Annotated in this window: 19 protein-coding genes; 3 read left to right on the top strand and 16 right to left on the bottom strand. The window is 47.8% G+C overall.

Annotated elements, in window-relative coordinates; translation table 11 throughout:
* Window positions 1-158 precede the first annotated feature (158 nt).
* The 3 genes from BP95_RS0106520 to BP95_RS0106510 form a co-directional block, all read right to left on the bottom strand.
* Entirely contained in the window at window positions 159-761 is a 603-nt protein-coding gene (locus BP95_RS0106520; RefSeq protein ID WP_021256370.1) for a TetR/AcrR family transcriptional regulator, read from the bottom strand.
* Window positions 762-775: 14 nt separating this feature from the next.
* Window positions 776-1,408, bottom strand: a complete 633-nt coding sequence (locus BP95_RS0106515; protein ID WP_028531700.1) for a YigZ family protein — start codon at window positions 1,406-1,408, stop codon at window positions 776-778.
* 101 nt (window positions 1,409-1,509) lie between these two features.
* A complete protein-coding gene (locus BP95_RS0106510; protein WP_021256372.1) occupies window positions 1,510-2,865 on the bottom strand; it encodes a glucose-6-phosphate isomerase in 1,356 nt (451 codons plus the stop codon).
* A gap of 290 nt (window positions 2,866-3,155) precedes the next feature.
* On the opposite strand from BP95_RS0106510, the gene BP95_RS0106505 reads away from it, so the two are divergent.
* Window positions 3,156-4,055 carry an NAD(P)-dependent oxidoreductase gene (locus tag BP95_RS0106505; protein WP_028531699.1) on the top strand — a complete coding sequence of 300 codons (900 nt, stop codon included), beginning with the start codon at window positions 3,156-3,158 and terminating at the stop codon, window positions 4,053-4,055.
* Between the two features lie 250 nt (window positions 4,056-4,305).
* On the opposite strand, the gene rarD is transcribed toward BP95_RS0106505, so the two are convergent.
* The 4 genes from rarD to BP95_RS0106485 all read right to left on the bottom strand — a co-directional run bounded on the left by rarD (window position 4,306) and on the right by BP95_RS0106485 (window position 10,074).
* Window positions 4,306-5,259 (bottom strand): EamA family transporter RarD, encoded by a 954-nt coding sequence (gene rarD, locus BP95_RS0106500; protein ID WP_028531698.1) that lies wholly within the window; start codon window positions 5,257-5,259, stop codon window positions 4,306-4,308.
* A gap of 281 nt (window positions 5,260-5,540) precedes the next feature.
* On the bottom strand, window positions 5,541-7,559 hold the full coding sequence (gene tkt, locus BP95_RS0106495; RefSeq protein ID WP_028531697.1) for a transketolase: 2,019 nt from the start codon (window positions 7,557-7,559) through the stop codon (window positions 5,541-5,543).
* A gap of 304 nt (window positions 7,560-7,863) precedes the next feature.
* Complete coding sequence (gene purU / locus BP95_RS0106490) at window positions 7,864-8,769, bottom strand: formyltetrahydrofolate deformylase (protein WP_021256376.1); 906 nt, start codon at window positions 8,767-8,769, stop codon at window positions 7,864-7,866.
* Between the two features lie 183 nt (window positions 8,770-8,952).
* Entirely contained in the window at window positions 8,953-10,074 is a 1,122-nt protein-coding gene (locus tag BP95_RS0106485) for a deoxyribonuclease IV (RefSeq protein WP_028531696.1), read from the bottom strand.
* A 126-nt stretch (window positions 10,075-10,200) separates the two neighbouring features.
* Here BP95_RS0106485 and BP95_RS0106480 point away from each other — a divergent pair, with 126 nt between their 5' ends.
* A complete protein-coding gene (locus BP95_RS0106480; RefSeq protein WP_021256378.1) occupies window positions 10,201-10,671 on the top strand; it encodes a DUF2621 domain-containing protein in 471 nt (156 codons plus the stop codon).
* 112 nt (window positions 10,672-10,783) lie between these two features.
* A complete protein-coding gene (locus BP95_RS0106475; protein WP_028531695.1) occupies window positions 10,784-11,710 on the top strand; it encodes a TIGR01777 family oxidoreductase in 927 nt (308 codons plus the stop codon).
* Between the two features lie 185 nt (window positions 11,711-11,895).
* On the opposite strand, the gene BP95_RS0106470 is transcribed toward BP95_RS0106475, so the two are convergent.
* From BP95_RS0106470 to BP95_RS29785, 9 genes are all read right to left on the bottom strand, one after another.
* Window positions 11,896-13,743 carry a DUF6382 domain-containing protein gene (locus tag BP95_RS0106470; protein ID WP_197035279.1) on the bottom strand — a complete coding sequence of 616 codons (1,848 nt, stop codon included), beginning with the start codon at window positions 13,741-13,743 and terminating at the stop codon, window positions 11,896-11,898.
* Between the two features lie 61 nt (window positions 13,744-13,804).
* Complete coding sequence (locus tag BP95_RS0106465; protein ID WP_028531693.1) at window positions 13,805-14,314, bottom strand: A24 family peptidase; 510 nt, start codon at window positions 14,312-14,314, stop codon at window positions 13,805-13,807.
* A 37-nt stretch (window positions 14,315-14,351) separates the two neighbouring features.
* Entirely contained in the window at window positions 14,352-15,218 is an 867-nt protein-coding gene (locus tag BP95_RS0106460; protein WP_231515060.1) for a peptidase associated/transthyretin-like domain-containing protein, read from the bottom strand.
* A 132-nt stretch (window positions 15,219-15,350) separates the two neighbouring features.
* Window positions 15,351-17,606: an acyl-CoA cholesterol acyltransferase gene (locus BP95_RS0106455; RefSeq protein WP_231515059.1), complete on the bottom strand. Its 2,256-nt coding sequence runs from the start codon at window positions 17,604-17,606 to the stop codon at window positions 15,351-15,353.
* A gap of 47 nt (window positions 17,607-17,653) precedes the next feature.
* On the bottom strand, window positions 17,654-18,358 hold the full coding sequence (locus BP95_RS0106450) for a TadE/TadG family type IV pilus assembly protein (RefSeq protein WP_231515058.1): 705 nt from the start codon (window positions 18,356-18,358) through the stop codon (window positions 17,654-17,656).
* Between the two features lie 16 nt (window positions 18,359-18,374).
* Window positions 18,375-18,551 carry a Flp1 family type IVb pilin gene (locus tag BP95_RS0106445; RefSeq protein ID WP_021256385.1) on the bottom strand — a complete coding sequence of 59 codons (177 nt, stop codon included), beginning with the start codon at window positions 18,549-18,551 and terminating at the stop codon, window positions 18,375-18,377.
* Between the two features lie 51 nt (window positions 18,552-18,602).
* Entirely contained in the window at window positions 18,603-19,484 is an 882-nt protein-coding gene (locus tag BP95_RS0106440) for a type II secretion system F family protein (RefSeq protein WP_051614015.1), read from the bottom strand.
* A gap of 40 nt (window positions 19,485-19,524) precedes the next feature.
* Entirely contained in the window at window positions 19,525-20,298 is a 774-nt protein-coding gene (locus BP95_RS0106435; protein ID WP_028531687.1) for a type II secretion system F family protein, read from the bottom strand.
* A complete protein-coding gene (locus BP95_RS29785; protein ID WP_051614017.1) occupies window positions 20,273-21,538 on the bottom strand; it encodes a TadA family conjugal transfer-associated ATPase in 1,266 nt (421 codons plus the stop codon). The genes BP95_RS0106435 and BP95_RS29785 overlap by 26 nt, the downstream gene beginning before the upstream one ends.
* Between the last annotated feature and the right edge of the window lie 20 nt (window positions 21,539-21,558).

The raw sequence follows: 21,558 nt of genomic DNA, 5'->3' as shown, positions 1-21,558 counted from the left end.
TATTGCTTTAACATAAAAAAGCCCCCTTACGTCTAATCGCCTTTCACACACATGCCGATAACCCGAAGCTGGGCTATCGTCACTATATGTGCAGGAGAACAGAAACGTGAGAAGAGCTTTTTTATATCGATTTATCATTGAAATAAGAATGCAAGTGACTATGCCGTCTGTGCTGACTCCAGCGTTCTGCGGCATAAGAAGCGAACGTGAGCTAGCGCCGCCGGCTTCACCTCATCAAAGGTGACTTGATCTTGAATGTAAAAGGAGATGAATCCATGCATGGCAAGAAAAATGCTTCGTGGGATATTATGTCGTTCCTGCTCGGTATGAATGCTGCTCACGAGCGTCTGTCTCACAATCGTCGAGAACAATTCCAAGCAACGACCTTGTTCTGAGCGGGCATACGCGAGCAATTCTTCATCCCGCGTCATAAACATAATTTCATAGTGGTGCGGCTGCTCGAGACCGAAGCGGATGAATTCTAGCATCACCTGCTCCATCTTGGACAACCCATCGGAAGGAGCCTGAACCATAACACGTTCGAACAGCCGTCCCAAACGCTTGAAATCTTCCTGTACGAGCGCGTAGAACAGTTCCGCTTTGTCTTTGAAATGATAATAAAGCGATCCGTGGCTATACCCTAATTGTTGGCCGATACTTCGCATGGAGATAGCGCGGTATCCTTTCGTGACAAACAAGTGGCGCGCCACTTCCAAGATTCGCTCTCGCGATAGCTCTTGATCCACTGCTTTTCTTGGCATAGAGGTTGTTCTCCTTATTCCCCTTCGATATAGTAAATAGAATCTCCCTTCCGAATAACGGCTTGACCTTGCGTCAAATCCGTAATCCACGCCATAAACCGCTCTGTTTCCGACACAACAGGCAAACACGTCAATGTCACTTTGTCGGTAAATTGCGTTTCTCCCATCCTCGTCTCTCTATTTCGCAATTCATTCTCAAGCTTGCCAAGCCAAGTATAATCGATTTCTACAAAAACCTCTTGATGCAGCACCTTCACAATCGCATCTGCCGCTTCAATCGCTGCAACAGCTCCATCTGTATAGGCCCGAATCAAGCCACCTGCCCCAAGCAGAATACCCCCGAAATAGCGTGTAACGACAATGGCGGTATTTTTCAGCCCTTGATTCTTCATCACTTCCAGAATGGGTTTGCCTGCCGTGCCGCTTGGCTCTCCGTCGTCAGATGCCTTCTGAATCTCATCCCGCTCGCCAATGACGTAGGCGGAACAATTGTGTGTAGCGTTCCAGTGCTGTTTCTTGATTTCTTCTATAAAAGCAATCGCTTCTTCCTCGTTGGCAACTGGCTTGCCATAACCGATAAAGCGCGACTTCTTGATGACGATCTCCTTGCTGCCAAATTGGCGCAACGTCTTATATTGTTCTAGCATGAAGATTCACCTTCCGAGATTGCCAAGAAAGCAGCCCCCCATGTTGGAGAACTGCTTTCACGGCTTGTTGCCTATCTAAGCTGTTAACTCTTGCCGCCCGCTTATTCGGACAATCTTGCTTCCAATTCCGCTTTTTGGACTTCGAATCCTGGTTTGCCGAGCAAGGCGAACATATTTTTCTTGTATGCTTCCACACCAGGCTGATCGAACGGATTCACTCCGAGCAGATAGCCGCTGATGCCGCATGCTTTTTCAAAGAAGTATACCAAATATCCGAACGAATATGGCGTCATGTCTGGAATCGTCACGACCAAGTTCGGTACATTACCGTCTGTATGTGCCAGCAAAGTGCCTTGGAATGCCTTCTTATTCACGAAGTCGACTGTCTTGCCTGCGAGGAAATTCAAGCCGTCCAAATCATCAGCATCTTCTTCAATCGTGATGTGATGCTTCACTTCTTCTACTTGAATAACCGTCTCGAACAGGTTGCGAGTTCCTTCTTGAATGAACTGCCCCATCGAGTGAAGGTCAGTCGAGAAGTCAACGGAGGATGGATAGATCCCTTTGTTGTCTTTCCCTTCGCTCTCGCCGAACAACTGCTTCCACCATTCCGACACATAGTGAAGGGATGGCTCGTAGTTCACGAGAATTTCTGTTGTCTTGCCCTTACGATACAGCGCATTGCGTGCTGCTGCGTATTGATAGCTGAGGTTCTCTTCGACGTTCGGATTGCTGAACTCTTCCGAAGCATCTCGAGCACCTTGCATCATCTCGTCAATATCAATGCCAGCGACTGCGATTGGCAATAGACCAACCGGCGTCAATACGGAGTAGCGGCCGCCTACATCATCTGGAATGATGAATGTCTCGTAGCCTTCTGCCGTTGCCAGCGTCTTCAGTGCGCCCTTCTCACGATCCGTAGTAGCAAAGATACGATTCTTCGCTTCTTCCTTGCCATATTTCTTCTCGAGCAGGTCTTTGAAGATACGGAATGCGATTGCTGGCTCCGTTGTTGTACCCGACTTGGAGATAACATTGATTGAGAAGTCCTTGCCTTCAATCAATTGCATCAGATGCGTCATATAAGTCGAGCTGATGTTGTTGCCTGCGAAGTAAATCTCAGGCGTGTTGCGCTTGTCCTTCGGAAGCATGTTGTAGAAGGAATGGCTCAACATTTCAATCGCTGCACGAGCGCCCAAATAGGAGCCGCCAATCCCGATAACAATAAGCACTTCAGAATTCGATTGAATGCGCTTAGCTGCTGCTTGAATGCGCGCAAATTCTTCTTTATCGTAAGCGGAAGGTAGATCAATCCAGCCTAGGTAATCGGAACCTGCTCCTGACTTATTATGTAATTGCTCATGCGCTAAGCGAATGGGCTCTTTAAAATAATCAATTTCATGCTGACTTACGAACGTCAACGCCTTGCTGTAATCAAAGTGCACTTTTTTTGCCATCGTACACCCTCCTCGAGTATTGGTTGACTTTGCCACTTTAACCCACGAAAATCAATATAGTCATAGGATACTGGATTTTGGACGGAAACACAAGGGAACGCGTTTCATTGAACTGGATTCCACGATAAAATAAATTTATAACATTGCATAAATTTGCATATGAATACGCTATCACCATCTTTCTCTGCTGCTTTGTTTGCTTGATTGCTTGTCTCCGCCACTGACAAATATGGTACACTAACATCATCGAAATCATGCGAATCATTCACAGTGCGAGAGGATGAGAGACAATGAAGGCAGCAGTACTTGGATTAGGCACGATGGGCGCGCCAATGGCAGCCAATCTGCTTAGCAAAGGATTCGAAGTAGCCGTATACAATCGTTCCACAGATAAGACCGTTCCATTAGTTGAGCAAGGTGCGACTGCCGTACATCTACCGCGTGAGGCCGCAGCACAATCCGATGTCGTAATTACCATGGTTAGTGATGATTCCTCCATAGAAGCGATCTATTACGGAGAAGACGGGGTGCTCGCAGCCGTTCGCTCTGGTCATATCGTAATTGACTGCAGCACCATATCTCCTTCTCTGGTTCAACAGCTCGCAGCAGCCTGCGCCGAGCGGGGAGCCCAGTTCCTTGATGCTCCTGTAACGGGCAGCAAGCCTGCAGCCGTCGATGGAACACTTGTCTTTATGGTCGGCGGTGAAGAGACCGCCCTGCAACAAGCTATGCCCGTGTTGGAAGCAATGGGACGAATGATCGTTCATATGGGCCCTAATGGCAGCGGCTCCATCACGAAGCTGGCCCACAATACAATTGTCGGTATTAACAATGCCGCTCTGGCAGAAGGGTTTGCAATGGTATCCAAGGCAGGCGTAAATCCCGAGGCATTCCTTCAGGTTGTGCGCAACGGCAGTGCAGGCAGTAAGGCAGCTGAACTGAAAGGTGAGAAGATTATTGCAGGCAACTTCGACAATCAATTCTCCCTGCAGTTAATGTTGAAGGACTTGAAGCTCGCTTCCGTGCTGACTGACACGATACAGTCTCCGACACCTATGCTGGAGGTTGCCAAGAGTTTGTTCCAAATGGGCCAAACGGCAGGCTTTGGGGAAGAGGATTTATGTTCACTTGTGAAAATCTACGAGCAATGGATTGGTCACCCGATCGGACAAAGCAAGAACAACGAGTAGGATAAGCCTAATTCTAAGATGATTTATATACCAAGGGAGTGCACGGAATACACCGACACTCCCTTTCATTATTCGTTTCAATTTCAATACTCACGATAAAGCCCAATAAAATTATTCACTAATAAGCTTTTCATCTTCACTACTGCATTTTCTGTATTGTCAGACGGTCTCTTTCTACGAAACCTGCAGACCTTGTATGATAAGCTTTTTTTGTGAAAACAGAGCGTTCACTTGCATAATGAGCTTTTCTCTATGAAGCTGTATATGAGCTATCCGAAGGATTCTGAGCTTGGGAAGCTTGCTTGGACGCTTTGGCATTCCTTACGATTCGAGAGAGCGAAAATACAGCTAATGCAATCCATATCAAGGCGAATGCAAGAAACTGTGGAGCCGTAAATTCTTCCCCGAACACAAACAAGCCAAGCAGCAACATGATCGTAGGTGCAATATATTGCAGGAAGCCTACAAGGGTAAATGATATTCGCTTCGCACCTGTAGCGAATAATAGCAGCGGTATTGCCGTTACAATTCCCGCTCCCATTAGCAGCATGATTATAGACGCTTCTTTATCCCACAGCGGGATCCCATTAGGATTGAAGAAGAAAAGAAATACGAGCGCAAACGGCGTCATGATTAAAGTTTCCACCGTTAACCCTGTCCATGGGCCTACAGATACCTTCTTCTTAATGAGTCCATAACAACTGAATGTTGTCGCGAGCGTCAACGCTGCCCAAGGAAAGCTGCCGTAATATACGGTCAGGCATATAACCCCTGCTGCTGCGATGCCAACTGCTGACCACTCCGTCTTCGTCAACCGCTCCTTCAGGAAAAATGTCGCGAGAAAGACATTAAGCAAAGGGTTGATATAATATCCAAGGCTTGCTTCCACTACATGCGCACTTTCCACAGCAAAAATATAAACGAGCCAGTTGATGCTAATTACAACGGAAGCCACAATGATACTTATAGCTTGTTTCTTATGGGTGAGCAGCTGCTTGATTTCTGCCATAGTGGACTTCCACTTCCCCAGCAATGCCAACAGGACAATCATGAATACTAATGACCAAATAATCCGATGAGCCAATACCTCTGCTGCTGGCACAGAGCCGAGCAGCTTCCAATAGATCGGAAGGAAGCCCCAAATAATATAGGACAGCCCGGCGGCTGCAATACCGGTCGCATAATGATTTTGCTTCTGTTTCACTCGTTTACTCCTCGCCCTATCCTAAATGATTTAATATATAAATTTTATTATATCAGTTCAGACCCAATATTAGGATGATATTTACAGATAAAATAGATCACAACACGAACAAGGCCGCTACAACAGGGGACTTCCATCTCTGGTACCCGTTAAGCGGCCTTGTTCATTGCCGAGCCCCCTCGCCTGAATCGGCTAGAGAACGCACTTATTCTTATTTGCACCTAAATAGGAGTGAATCGAATCTTCCCCTATTCAGTGATTTGCTGCATTCGTTTCGTGTATTACAGCAATGCCTTTACACGACTCACTACGTTTTCAACGGTGAAGCCGTACTCGCTGATGACACGGTCTCCAGGAGCGGAAGCGCCAAATGTGGAGATACCAATGATGTCGCCTTGGTCTCCTACATAACGTTCCCAACCAAATGGTGAAGCCATCTCGATTGCAAGACGAGCCTTCACATCTGGAAGCAATACGGAGTCTTTATACTCCTTCGATTGCTTCTCGAACAGATCCCAGCTTGGCATGCTGACAACACGTACTTGAATGCCCTCTTCAGCCAATGCTTCTTGAGCGCGAATCGCCAATTGAACTTCAGAGCCTGTCGCAATGATTTGCGCTTGAGGCTTGCCGTCTTTCGCATCGGACACAACATAAGCTCCGCGAGCAACACCTTCGCGGGAAGCTGCTACGCCGCCTTCCAAGATAGGCAGGTTCTGACGTGTAAGCACAAGCACGACTGGGTTAGATTGGTTCTGTAATGTGTATGCCCATGCAGCGGATGTCTCATTCGCATCTGCTGGACGGATTACTGTTACGTTCGGGATGATACGTACAGACGCAAGCTGTTCGATAGGCTCATGAGTAGGGCCGTCTTCCCCAACTGCAATACTGTCATGCGTCAATACATATGTGACTGGTAATCCCATCAATGCAGACAAGCGAACAGCAGGCCGCAGGTAATCCGTAAATACGAAGAACGTACCACCGAACACCTTCACACCACTATGCAATGCCATACCGTTCATTGCCGCCGCCATTGCAAATTCACGCACACCGAAGTAAATGTTGCGGCCGTCGTATTGACCCGGACGGAACGCAGTCAGATCATTCAGGTGTGTCATTGTGGAGCTTTCCAAGTCAGCAGAACCGCCTGTCAGGTTCGGAACGTTCTTCGCAAGACCGTTCAAGGCATTTCCAGATGCGACGCGGGTGGACAATGCTTTGTCTCCTGCTGCATATGCCGGAAGATCCTTATCCCATCCCTCAGGAAGCTGTCCGCTAATTGCAGTTTCGAATTGCTTCGCAAGCTCAGGGTAAGCAGCTTGATAAGCTTGGAACATCTTATTCCACTCTTCGTTCGCCTGAATGCCCTTCTGCTTCACATTTGTATCGAAGTGGTTGTATACCTCTTCAGGTACGAAGAAGTCCTCGTGTCCCCACTTATAGAATTCCTTCGTCAGCTTCGCCTCATCAGCGCCGAGTGGAGAACCGTGTGTACCTCCATGTCCGCCCTTGCCTTGCTTGTTCGGGCTTCCGTATCCGATTACGGTCTTCACTTCGATCAATGTCGGCTTGCTGGAATCCTGCTTCGACTTCTCAACCGCTTGCGCAATTGCAGCAAGATCGTTGCCGTCTTCAACAAGCAGCGTGTTCCAGCCATAAGCCTCGTAGCGCTGACGCACGTTCTCGCTGAAGGACAGACCGGATTCGCCATCCAACGTAATATCGTTCGAATCGTATAATACGACTAATTTACCTAATTTCAAGTGACCTGCAAGCGATGCTGCTTCACTAGCAACACCTTCCATCATATCTCCATCACCACAAATAACAAACGTATGATGATCGACAACGGAATAGCCGTCACGATTATATGTTGCACCCAGTTGTGCTTCTGCCATAGCCATACCTACAGCCATTGCAATCCCTTGTCCGAGTGGACCTGTCGTTGCATCTACACCAGCTGTATGCCCGAACTCCGGATGACCTGGAGTTTTGCTTCCCCATTGGCGGAAATTCTTGATTTCTTCCATAGGAAGGTCATATCCGCTGAGGTGAAGAAGGCTGTACAGCAGCATGGAACCATGTCCAGCGGAAAGAACGAAACGGTCGCGGTTAATCCATGTTGGATTGGTCGGATTGTGCGTCATCGCCTTCGCAAACAGATGGTATCCCATTGGAGCAGCACCCATTGGCATGCCCGGGTGACCGGATTTCGCTTTTTCAATCGCATCAATGGCAAGTGTTCGAATCGCTGCCACCGATAGCGCGTCAATATTCATTTGGTTTGCAGTCATTGCTGATTTCCTCCTTGTCCCTACTCATCACAAGCTGAAAGCTATACAGAACAAATGAAATTGCGTAACTACCAAGCTTGTACGCTGTGCTCTATTTTGCATTCATTGTACCATTACTAGCCCATTCGATGCTACTTTAACGTGTGAAAAGCTATGGATATCAAGATCTAGTATAACCGAACTTCATGCTCAACTTAACAGCGGGATTATATAGTGATGTTCATTCCCTAACCAGAGCAATTAAATAAAGCTGTTCCAGCCGCAGATTCAACTGCAAGCCGGAGACAGCCAGTATACCATCATTTTAATTAAACACAACCGTTTTGTTCTGATAAACGAGGATTCGATCCTCAATATGCCAATGCACAGCACGAGCAAGGACGACACGCTCAATCGTTCTGCCGATACGCTTCAGTTCATCCACATCCGCACGATGCGTTACGCGCTGAACGTCTTGTTCGATGATCGGCCCGCCATCAAGCTCCTCCGTTACATAATGGCCTGTTGCTCCAATCAGCTTCACGCCGCGGGTGTAAGCCTGTTGATACGGCTTGCCGCCAACAAATGCCGGTAGGAACGAATGATGAATATTAATAATTCGATTCGGATATTTCTCAATAAACTTCGGCGAAATAATTTGCATATAGCGAGCTAATACGATCAGGTCAGCCTTGCCTTCAACTGCTTCAAGCTGTTGGCGTTCAGCCTCTGACTTGTTGCCTGATGTTACTGGAATATGAACATACGGAATTCCGAAGGACTCTACATATTCACGCATATCCGGGTGATTGCTCACCACCATCGCGATTTCAGCATCGAGATCGCCTGCTTGCCATTGCCACAGCAACTCAACTAGACAATGATCCTCTTTCGAGACAAAGATTGCAATTCGCTTCTTCTTGCTCACGCAAGAAATTCTCCACTGCATCTTGAATTCCGAGCCAATAGACTCGAATTCAACCTGCAGCTGCGGCAGCTTCTCATCAAGCTGCTCCATGTCGAATTCAATGCGCATGAAGAACATGCCGCCCTCTGGATCCATTGTATATTGATCGGACTGGACAATATTCGCTCCATGTTCATATAGAAATTTAGATACAGCAGAGACGATACCAGCTCGGTCCGGGCAAGAAATTAACATCCGTGCGCGATTGCGGGCTTGTTCCCCAGCCTGCTGAAGGGCATGAACCATCGTGTGTTGGTGCGTCATCTTTGTTTCTCCTCCATGAATTAGCGTTGCTTTCTGCAAATCTTACATAGATTCCCCATTATGATTCCAACTGTATCCCATGCTATCTTCATTCATTCCTAAATTACACGTACAACCTACTTGTATCCTTCGGATGCTTGGCTTCTGCAGCGACTTAATCTCGCGTACAAGTTAAATAGCAGCTTATTTCCAAGCAGCTTGTCCAGCCAAGCAAACAGTCAGACGCTGATTAATCTCTTCCTCATTCAATTCAGGGAACAGGTTGGCTTCAGCAACCATATCATAGAGACGTTCCATCGGCTCGCGCGGATCTGCCTTTCTTGCTTTTGCATCCTTCTTGATAACATCCCATGTCGTCAATACGTAATCACGAGGGGATACATCCTGCTCTTTGAAGAAATGCTCAAGGCGCTCCACATCAGGGATAAAGCTTGCACCGAAACGCTTGTCTACATCACCGCGTAGAAGGGCGATTTCCGCTTCATACATCGGACGCTGCTTCTTCGCGTCCTTCCCGATCCACGGTGTCTCCAGAATAAATGGACGGCCAGCAACCCCTTCATGATGCACGAGGCGTTGAATCGCTTCAAAGCCAAGCATTCCTGCACCGATTGGTGCATGGCGGTCTTTACCGGCTCCAAGTGGATTTTTGCTATCATTAATATGAACAACGGCGATACGATTCAGTCCAACAGTACGATCGAAATGCTCTAATACACCATCAAGATCATTGATGAGATCGTAACCCGCATCATGAGTATGGCATGTGTCAAAACATACAGTTAGGCGATGATTATCCTCAACCTTCTCAATAATCGAGGCAATTTCCTCGAAGCTCCGGCCAATCTCTGTCCCTTTACCGGCCATCGTCTCCAGAGCGATATTGACGTCCGTATCTTTCGTATTGCTCAGTACCTCGTTCAAGCCCTCTGCGATCCGGTTGATGCCGAACTCAGCATCTTTGTCGGTATAAGCACCTGGGTGAAGAACGATATTTTTCACACCGATGCAGTCTGTGCGGCGAATTTCTTCCTGGAGGAAATTAACGGCCAGCTCAAACGTATCCGGCTTGTACGATCCAAGGTTAATAATATACGGCGCATGCACCACAATTTCACCGATGCCGTGCTTCTCCATCAATTCCTTGCCCTCTTCAATATATAGCGATTCAATCGGCTTACGACGCGTATTCTGCGGCGCCCCAGTATATATCATGAATGAGCTTGACCCGTAAGACAAAGCTTCCTTTGTAGCAGTCAACAGCCCTTTATCGGAAAACGAAACGTGTGATCCAATTTTCAACATGTAATTGCTCCTTTCAAAATCATTTCCCCTTATTCTACAAGGATTATCGAAATAATGCTAGGAATGGGGTATAATTCGATGTAAGCATCTTAGTAAAAAGTACCAAAACACATGAGGTGAGAAATTATGCTTAGCTCGTCCACCCTTTTCCCAATGGCTGTCGATGGCCCCGGCCGTTGGTTTATGAATTCCATCGCATTTTGGACATTCGTCCTCTTAGGCTTCATGGCGATTGGCGGCTACTTCATGTTCCGCAAGTTTATGAAAGTACTTCCGATGAATGACGGGAAATCGAAGCTCGATTGGCAAAATTACTGGGTTGAGCAAAGCCGGAGCCTATGGACTGATGACTCCAAAGCATTTCTTGAAAAGCTTGTTGAGCCAGTTCCAACCCCCTTCCGTGATATTGCACGTCATTCGATCGCAGCCAAGATCGGGCAGGTAGCCTGTGAGAGCGGTGCGGCAGAAGTAACGCAAGATCATTGCATTCAAGGCTACATCATGGCCACACCCAAGCGAGACTATCGAAGCCTCGTTAAATTTCTCGACAATAATGGAATCGATTATACGCCATATAAGCATTTGCTTAACAAATAATCCAAGCCCTTTTCCCAACAGCAGAAATGAATGCGCCTACACAAAAATCATAATCAAGTACAATCACATCTTAGTTCTATCCATTCCATTAACGTGTTAGGAGGGATAAGACGTGAAAGTGATGATTTGCGGCGGGACAGGATTAATCGGCAGAGCTCTGGTTGACTTCTGGCTTCAAGAAGGACATGAGCTCATTGTTGTTACCCGCTCTCCAGCGAAGTTACATGCCTATAAGGGACGAAGTTCCATTCAAGCTATTAGCTGGTCAGAGCTTGCCCATTGCCCTGAGCATTGCCATAACGTGGACGCCGTTGTAAATCTGGCGGGCGAGACGATTAATCAGCGATGGACGAATATCGCAAGGAATCGCATCCTCTCGTCACGGATCGTTCCTGCAAGAAGAATTGCGATATGGGCGGGCAAGCTGTCCCGCAAGCTCCCCATCTATATTAGCGCCTCAGGCATCTCTATTTATGGGCCTTCCGAGACAGGGACATTCGATGAGATGAGCAATGCGGGTGGAGATGACTTCTTGACCGATGTCATCTACCAATGGGAGGATGCTGCAGATCATGTTCCAGCCGCGCGCTGCGTCAAGTTGCGGATTGCGCCAGTGCTCGCCAATGAAGGTGGGGCATATCCAATGATGAAGCTGCCGTATTTACTGGGCGTTGGAGGACGAATAGGCTCTGGGAAGCAGCCTTTATCTTGGATACATATTGCGGACATGGTTCGGCTTATTGATTTTGTCCTGCAAGACTCGATTGAGGGAGTTGTCAACGCCTCTTCCCCCGAATCCGTAACGAACGACGACTTCGGCAGAACGCTTGCTCGAGTATATCATCGTCGCCATTGGATGCCCGTTCCTGCTATAGCCTTCAAATTTCTATTCGGGGAAATGTCCTCACTATTGCTGGAAGGGCAGCGTGTCTATCCCGCTAAAGCTCTGGAGCATGGCTTCACCTTCCATTATGGAACGCTGGAGAAGGCGCTAACTGAGCTGCGTAATTCGGGGAGAAATCGCACTACATCCCGATGATCAGAAAGCATCTGATTATCATTTCGAATGGGAGTGCGACTGTACTTACATGAAACGCAATGTTGTAGATGTAAATCTTAGATTTAACTGATGTATATATTTGAATCCTTCACATGATTGACCTTAGTTACTCAGTAAGAACGGCATGACATAACAAAGAGGGTCAGACACACTATCTGACCCTTCTAACCAGCTCGGAAGATATACTGCGAACGAGCAACTGCGAGCTTATCCCCATCCTTCAACGGGTACAGCTTGTAGGGAATCAACAGTTCACCCTGCAGCTCCGTTCCATTTCTCGATCCCAAATCCCGAAGCTCTAAGTTGCCCTCTGACGTGCGAATCAATTCACAATGGTGCTTGGATACCCCCATGCTATCATTTCGATGACTCACCCCTTGCTCAGCACGCCCTATTATGAATGGAAATCCACGGAGTGGATGAGTTCCCACCACAGTTATTCCCGCTTCATCGAGCTGCTGCAGATATGGTTCCTGCTGCAAACCTTCCCCTTGCTCTTCCATTTCTCCAAGCATTACCGTTGCATCAGTGCTCGAAGGGTTTAGCATTACCGTATGTTCGGTTAAAGCAGCATAATAGCGCTCAGCCGTTGACATAATCGGAGCTTGACTCGTCCCATCTACCGACCGTGATCGCAGCTTATTGTCGAAGGATTGTGGCCCCAATTGAGAAGCACTAGCCGGCATGCCAATCCCCTGTTGCTGCCCTATTCCCGCGATATCGGAACTTGAGACTGTTGCTTGAGGGGCTATTTGCCCATTCATATAACCTCCTGATGACTCCCTAGTCCATGTCGGGGAAGAGGGAACGAATTCCTTATGCTGCTGGCCCCCTTTTGCATGACTGCTGTGTGCATCCCTCGCATCTGCAGGATGAGGGAGATGTGACAACTCCATAGACAAAAAGTCGGGAAGCCTATTCGGATTATTCCACCCATGGCTGGAGCTTGGTTGGAAATCCTGTTCATCAGCACTAACTCGGCTGTCCTTCTTCCGAGAGAATCGTTTGCTCCACCACATGCTGGGAATCCCTGTTAAATACATCGCTCCCAGTGCTATGACAGCAATGTTCCAAATGACAGTGTAAGTGAATACCTCCGATGTAGGTTGAGACATATATCCGAACTTCCAGCCTAATCCGGCTGCTGCAATTACGACAACCGAGGTTACCAAGGTATACTTCTTGGGTATCGGTGTTATTGCTTCGTTAGCCGTATCTGTGCCCGAATGGGTGCTATGCTCTCGATCATATCCACCCATGGCAGGATTCGAAATTGATGCAGCAGATGTAACAGGTATTTGCTCTTGCCCATCTGCAAAAGGCTTCGCCGTCGAATTCCAACTGTTCTTCCCCTGCTCATTGTGCAAGCCAGCTTGTCCATAAGCAACCTGCTGCTTAGGTTCACGCTCATCCCTTTCACCGCTCCCCGGGAAAAACTGCCCTCGTCCAGATTGATTTCGGTTCGCAGAAGCGCCGCTTGCCGTGCCCACAATTAAGGATTGCAGCAAGCCTCGTACATCTGCCAGGGTCGTCCCTTCCTGTGACAACAACTGAACAAGACGCTGAAAGCCATCCCCATCCCAATGGCTCACATGGGAGGAGAGCAAAATGCCTAATCGCTTCAATCCCTCTAACCCCGCTTGCGGGTGCAATGGTTCTTCTGTTGGAATGTACGCTGTATAAAGGCCGCTATTCCAAGAGTGCCCATCTACATAAATAAAACGCTCATGTAGCAGAATCTGATTCGGATGCAGCATATATGCACGGCATCCTTCCAACACATTGACCAGTTGGATCATCCATTCAAAATATTGAATTGCAGTAATCTGTAATGAACGCAGAACCTGCTCCAGCATTTTTTTACCACTAATATCGTACAAAAACGTGACCTCAAAATCGATTTCCCTAATTCCTATTGGAAGCAAATGAGGAACTTCGTTAAATCGCAGCATATTCACTTGATAGGTATCCAAGTCATTGGAATGAACCGCTGGTTCTCTCGTAAGGAGCATCCTCATCTTACCCTCGTGGATGAAATCCGACCGGTAACCATACATCGCTCCTCATCACCCCCTATATGCATATTTGAGTCCAATAAACGGTTGCCGCTGCAGGCAGTACTGCCCACATAAATGGAAAGGTCGCTTGGTTCAAGGTTAGCTGTTTCAAGGGTGTTACGGAGCGAAGCCAAAAAAATTGAATGATTGCGATCCCGATGCGCCTCCACCTTCCCCCATGCCCGAACAGCATAATCCCTGCTGCAATCAGTCCCCCATAGATAATGGCATAGATAAACGTCTCCCATGCAAAATTAGCTCCCATGCTGGCGCCAATCGCTGCAAACAACTTCACATCCCCTGCCCCGACCGCACGCAGCAAGAATAGAACAAGCATGATCCCAAACCCACAGCCCGCTCCGAATAGACTGAACAGCAATCCGTCCCATCCACTTACAGCGCAATATCCAGTTAGAGCAGCAAGTACTATTGAGACCGTTAAATAATTTGGTATTTTACGAGTACGCAAATCCGTGGTGAACGCAGCCACTAGCAATATCCCACATAGCCAACTCGACCACATCATTTGGCAGCCCCCTTCTCCCATGTGGTATGACTCCAGATCACTTTACGATAAATTGCCTTTCCGCACTTCTTCCGTCTCCCGTATTCATAACTAATCTCCACGTACCTGAGGTTGTATTGCCTGAGACATGCCATAGCCAGCTTATATTCCCATCGGCATCCGCTTCTGCCCAACCGATGTGCCTCGCTTGGCTCTTGCCGCTTTTATAGAAGATTACGAGTTCGACTTTTTCATGCGGCTTAGCCTTCGCTGTTAACTTGGCCTTGCGGCCTGGCAATAGCGGTTCCGGTTCCAAACTAACAAAAGCGGGTGGCGCACCTTTCTCTTCCGTGCCTTTATTGGCTGAGCCGGGCTGCGGACCATCCCCAATCCAAACTCTCTCAGATGCTCTTGCAGCGATCCTGATCGTCTTATATAAGAACGGCACACGCATCGGCAGATCATATTCCACTTCAATTGCGATATATGGGTCTTCCTTCTCCACAATATCCGGCAGCTTCACATGTGTGATCCGGATCCGATCTTCTCTAAGTGTCCCTTGAATCCCGTAACGGACGAACAAAGGCTTTATCAAGACTTCTCCGACTCGCGCTTGGCCCCATTCCCCCGCCGCTTCCGCTCGCTTCTCCGCCCAGTCCACCACATGTTCGGATGCCCATTGATTCAATGGAGGTGGCAAAGTATTGCTGAAGCGCTCGGCGAAATGACGTGCTGTCATTTTCAGAGCGATTGCCGGCGGCTTGCGGAGCCAAGGACTGTTGTTGTCCCCTGCTTCCGCTCCAACCTTCTTCGTCATCAGTTCGATGGGATACATATGAGCGGCAATCTGCTTCACCGTATTCGTCGCAGCAGATTGCAAGGATGTCGTAATGACAGAAGCGTAAATCATATATACAAAAAACAAAAACAAAGCAGCACCATAGGCAGCATTAGCGCAGCTTCGACTGTGATGCTGGCTCTACCGTCCCCCATATAGCGACGGAGCCAATTGCCGCATCGTATGAACCAGCCCCTTGCCCGAGCTAGTAACTTGCCACTAGTAGGAGAACACGGATGTCTTTGTTGCATAGTATCTTCCATTCTCGACTTCACCGCCCAATATGCCGGTTTGTCCAATCCACTTCATAACCCCGGGTAGAAACCACAACGGTGTGCTTATTCGCAGCTCCGTCTCGCCATAGGTACCTCTTGTCGTGGGGTCGACACCTGTATTTTGATGAATGAGTGCGAGCATTCGCTTCAACATTCCTTCCCGACTGCCATGGACGAGCATAAATAATCGCAAGTGATCCGAGTAAGACAATGTGACGGAAGGCAAGTATTTCGAAATTGGCACTTTGTCTTGCGTAGCAAGAAGAACCAAATCCTGAACTGCCTGTTCAATCCCATAAATAATAGCTGCTACTAATATAAGCAGCGGATGTCTCAAGTTCGCACATTCGATAAAGCCCTCCATTGTACGAATGGCAAGCCGCATAGCAAAGATCTCCCCCAACGCTGCAGCCACATTGCCTGCTGGATTATGAAGACCATACAATAGGTACTCCACTTCTTGATTTTGTATGGATAAGGAGTTTATCAGTTCTTCCGCAGACTGCTCTGAAGTAAGTATCGATTTCAATTTCGTAGGGTCATAGGTGTTGAAATAGAGAAACGCATACTCATCACGGTATAAACGATCTCTTAACATGCTAAATCCGTTAGCAATGCTATCATAGATAGAGGTAACAGCGTCCATAGACTCCTTCCCCTCTTCTACCGCATCGTCACGTTCTTGGTCAACTGCCGACTCCTCACTGGATTCATGTTCATTAAATGCAGCAATTACATTAGCCTTCTCTTTCACTTCTTGAAACAGCTGTTCATGCTCCTTCAATTGATCATTCAGCTTCTTCAATGAGGACAATAAGTCTGCCGCTTTCCCGAGCTTTCTATTCGCTTCCTTCTCTTTCTGCTTGCGTTCCTTCTCTGTAGATCGGCCCTGTTCAAATCGCTGTTCTCTAGCATCTATCACATTCGAGCTGCCAATATAATCTTTTGCATATTGCTCCCACTGCCTCCACAGACTGAGGATCGAAGTTTTCAAGTTATAAGCGGATATGCTTCTCCCGACGATTTGACTGACCATCGATTGAACGCGGTTTGCTGCATCATTTACTTGTTCCATACTCCGATGCTGTTCTTCCATTTCCTGCTTCCATTCGGTAAGGAAGTCGTCTGGCAGCACTATGTCATCAGCAGCTTCATTAATGCGCTTAATCGAATCTGACATCTGGTCCGATTCATCCATTGTCCCTTCACTCTGCTCGCTAGATTGTCCAACTCGGTCATAACCGTTATAGTTCGAGCTTGCGCGTACCTCTTGAATGACACGCTTCATATCCTCATTAAATTGACGGGCTTTCTCTATATGCGACAGAGCTGTGTTCAATCCGATGCGATGTTTATCCAGCAAACTAGATGTTGTAGATGTCAGCCTATGCGATATATCCCATGAATCGGATTCATAGTCATCCGTTTCATTCTCATACTGCTTGTCCTCATCCTTACCGCGATTCGAATCCAGACGAATCTTATGTACATAGTCTGCATATTGAGCTCCCACATCCGCTGCACTTCCAATTGAACCAAGCGAGCTGTCGCGCATAATATCACTTTCTCCCGTTGCAATCCGACTAGAAAGATCAGAACGCGCCGCATAATTGCGAAGCGACTTCTGGAGCTTGAAGGCAGAGGCTATTTCCTTATCGCGCTTATCAACTAGCTTCTGCAGCTTGGATAACAGTTCTGTCGTCTGCGCTGCCTCCTTCATCACTTTGGACATCGGCTTCAACTTGCTGGACAAATCGAAGGCAAATTGAACAGGAGCTTTATACTTCATCTCCTCTAAGATTTGCCGCTCGAGTTCGTCATATCGACCAAGTTCCCTAGTGATCGAGGTAGTATGACTATCAAGCAGCACAGGCACCCAGGGAAAGACCCCCGTCGCCTTAAGCTCAGCCTGATCCCGCATCACTTCATCCATTATGAAAGCAGGATCGCTCTTCCCATAAGCAAACAATTGATACCGTTGCTGCAGTGCCGGTTCATAGGAGGACATGACGGAGCGAATTCCAGTCTGAGCGAGTACCTCTGCCCTCCATTCAGCAGCAGCAATTCGTGCGTAGTCAATCAGTACACTTGTAAATAAAAAGATTGCAGCTACTATGAAAATGAGCAGGACGGACACGGAACCTCGAATTTCTTTCCACAAATTCCGCCGTATTCGGGCATTACTCTCGTCCCCCATCATTTCCAGCACCTCCGCATGTATGAGACATCGCTACATCATTGGCTTTGCTATTTCGCCGCACGCTTGATTGTATCTGCAGCTTGTTCATTCGATATCCCCTTCTTATTCCATTGAGCCAGCTTCGTTGACATGTACCTCGCAAATTCTACGGAACGAATAAATTCTACAGGCTCTACGACTGCAGCAGATGCTCCTCCTTCTCCAGATACACGACGTCTAGTTAAACGTTCGAATGCCGTTTGATACAATGGCCGTTCGAGTGAGACGGTCACCTTCCGTTCAATTGCAATATTGTCGAATTTCATCTCTCCATGGAATACCGGAGGCAGCAGTCTTCCTGCCCGTATCAGCTTCTTCTCCGGCAGAGACTCAGAGTCACTACTGACCGGCAGTGATACTTCGTTGGTCACACTGCCTGTCACAACACCAAGCAAACGATCCAGCATATAATCATCCAGCATCCGCCAGTACAGACCATCATGTTTTCCTACAGGGTAAGATCCCCTGGTTGCATCTTTATAGCTGTTGTCCCAGAACGCCGCCCCCCGTTCCGCCGCTAACGTAGCAGCATGTGATGACATAACATACTGGAACATCAGCATGGCGAAGAAGAGCATTGCTAAGCAGCAATAGAAAACAACCGGAAAGATTATACTCGCTTCAACGGTGTAGGCCCCATCTTCGGAGGCAAGCCGTTTCCACCATTTACGTAGCTTTTTATGCAGCTTGTAGCCCTCCTCTATTACCTCCAATTATTACTTACAAATACTATTTAAAAATTTCATCCGTCTGTTTATCTACTTTCGTGAACAGCCTTGTCAGAAATCCTTTGATTTGCTCCCTAAAAGCAATCGCTAAAACTACAATAACTGCAATGATAATGACCAGTTCTACCATGCCAAGCCCATCTTCTTCCGTCCATAACCGTTTCCAAAGTGAATTCATATCTTGATCCTCCTTCAATTGAATTACATCATAAGTGAAATTGCTTATTCCTCACCCTTGCATCATTAACAATGCAGGAGCTCCTACGACAACTAGTACAACGAGGAACATAAGCATCATCGGAAACACCAGCTTGGTAGATACCTCTTCGCCTCGCTTGCGAGCCACCGCCTTGCGCTTATCCCACAGCTGTCGGCTCAAATCCGCCATCGCAAGCACAAATGTCTCTCCTCCACGCCGCTGATTAATCAGCACCGTCGTGACGAACATCGAAACTTCCTGCATCGTGCAGCGCTTCGCCAGCAGCTCCATGGCCTGAGCAAAAGAATAACCATTCTGTACATCTGACATCATTCGGAATAGCTCGATGTATAATGGGTGCTCGTTCTCCGACTTCTTCCGCTCAATGCAAGTTGCAAGAGCCTTGGGAACTGTCTCTCCCGCTTGTACGAGCAGATTCAGCTTATTAATCAATTCGGGGAGCTCCAGCTGAATATCCTGACGTCTGCGTTCCGCTTTACCGACAACCTCCTTCCCGCGTACTAGCGGCAGAACGATACCGAGCATCATCCCTCCAGCCATGTTGGCGAAACTTCCGTCCGTCACAGCAGGGAGAATACATCCAGCTACGACGCCCGCAAATACATACAATCCCATCTCCGCCAGAAGTGCGCGATACATCGTATGGGACAGGGCTGGACCGTGCATTTGCATAAGCGACTGCCTCAACTGAACCAGTGCAGGATGCGTATCAAGTGTTGGTTGTAATCGTTCCAGCCACATCAGAGGTGCTGGAAGCCATTTCGCTGTCTTTACTTCCGACTGGATCGAGGCAAGTAATTCCGCATAGCGGGCCTTTCCTACTTGATTCATCACAGCATAAATCACTATTACAAGCAGGCATGCCAATCCCCACATCCATGAGGGCAGCATTTACCAACCTCCTCCCTGCTATAATGCATAAACGATATTACTACACTCTAATATCCATTAATTTGCGAATTAGCAAGATCCCAATGGACAACACAATCAAGGCAGCTGTTGCAATCACTCTGCCGACTCCTTCATATAACGGCGTCATAAAATCAGGCGAGGTCATATTGAGAAAAGCTAGAAACAAAAATGGAGCAGCCATCATCGCTTTCATCTCCAGCTTCTTCTGTGCGACTAATACTTCTATCTCCTGCATAATATCCATCTTCTCTCCAATAACGGAGGAAGTTCTGCGCACCACTTCAATGAAATCCCCGCCTGTCCGCTTGCAAGTAACAAACACATCTGCAAAATTCGCGATATCGTCCTGCTGGGCCCGCTCACTGAAGTCCATCATGGCTCGTTCCACTGGCTCGCCATTCTCCATTCGCAACGACAAAATACGAAGCTCCCGAATCATATCCACATCAGTTCCGGGATAGAGCAGCCTCAAATCCTGTGCAGCCTCACGGAAAGCATTCTCCATTGATCGCCCTGCACCTAGTGCAGAAGACAAAGAATACAAGGTCTGCTTGAACTGCTGGGTCAATTGTGACCGCTTTCGTTCCAGCAGTGTCCGCTGCCGAATCTGGGTAAATCGAACCCCAATGACTGACAGCAGGAACATCCCGATCCAATGCTGGTAGAATAGATATCCGATTCCTGCCATTACAGAACATCCAACAAAGATCGCCAATAGCTGCTCCTTGTGGTTCAATTGATATACATCGTAGCGAGGCAGTCCAGCTTCAGTCTTGATCTTCGATCCCTTCATCGTCCGCGCCCCCTTCTGCTTGAGGCAGCGTCAGCCCCGCCATTCGCAGTTTGTCCACATGCTGCAACGTATCGCGCTTATCAAGGCCTCCTAGAATTTTGCCGCCTTCCTGCCCGTGTTCCACGAATTGATACAGGCTCGACAGCTTCACTTCACCTTCTGCAAATCCAATTACTTCTGCAATCTCCTGCACTTTGCGGGATCCATCTCGCATCCTTGCCAAATGAACAATGACATCAATTGCGGAGGCAATCTGCTGTCTAACGACGACAACCGGCAGCGAAGCCCCACTCAATACCATCGTTTCCAAGCGACTCACCATATCTTTGGGCCCATTGGAATGACCCGTAGATAAAGAACCATCATGGCCCGTATTCATTGCCTGAAGCATATCCAAAGCCTCAGCACCACGCACCTCTCCCACTATAATGCGGTTTGGCCGCATCCGAAGCGAAGCTCGAATAAGGTCACGCATGGCTATGGCTCCCTTTCCTTCCGAATTCGCATTGCGCGTTTCCAATGACACCAGATTCGGCACTGAATGAATTTGCAGCTCTGCTGCATCCTCAATTGTAATCACCCGTTCATCAGATGGAATGAACTGAGACAAAGCGTTCAAGAACGTCGTCTTGCCCGATCCAGTTCCACCACTGATGAACAAATTGTACTTCGCCCTTACCAGCGTCTGCAGAATTTGTGCCGCCTCTTCACTCATCGCGCCGTATCGTATGAGATCCTCCAAATGAAGCGGCTTAGAAGGAAACTTCCGAATCGTTACCGTGGGTCCCTTAAGCGCAATTGGGGGCAGAACAACATGAACCCTTGATCCATCTCGCAATCTCGCATCGACGATTGGTGAAGACTCATTCACCGTACGATTTACTTGAGAGACGATCGCCTGAATAATGTCCTCCAGCTTCTCCTCGCTTTCGAAGGTATGATTTAATTTCTCCATATGTCCTTGACGTTCAACGAACAATTCCCGATGACTGTTCACCATAATCTCCGTAATTTCGGGATCATCAACGAGCGGCTGAAGCGCATCAAGACCACGGAAAGAATAAAAAACTCTCCGTACTACCATTCGAAGATCTGCCGAGGTCAATTTCATCGCCTTCGAAAACGCAAACAACGCTTGTTCGATCCTCTCTGTTAATGCTTCATCAGATAACGGTTCCCCCCATTCCATACTCTCGCGCACCTGCTGCCGAATTGTAAGATACAATTCATCAAGCGACATCAGATTAGACTCTGTCCCAG

It is taken from the genome of Paenibacillus sp. UNC217MF, assembly GCF_000686865.1.
In the GTDB taxonomy this organism is placed as follows: domain Bacteria; phylum Bacillota; class Bacilli; order Paenibacillales; family Paenibacillaceae; genus Paenibacillus_B; species Paenibacillus_B suaedae.
Note: the sequence above shows the minus strand (reverse complement) of the source record. Positions and strands in the feature narration are given on the sequence as shown.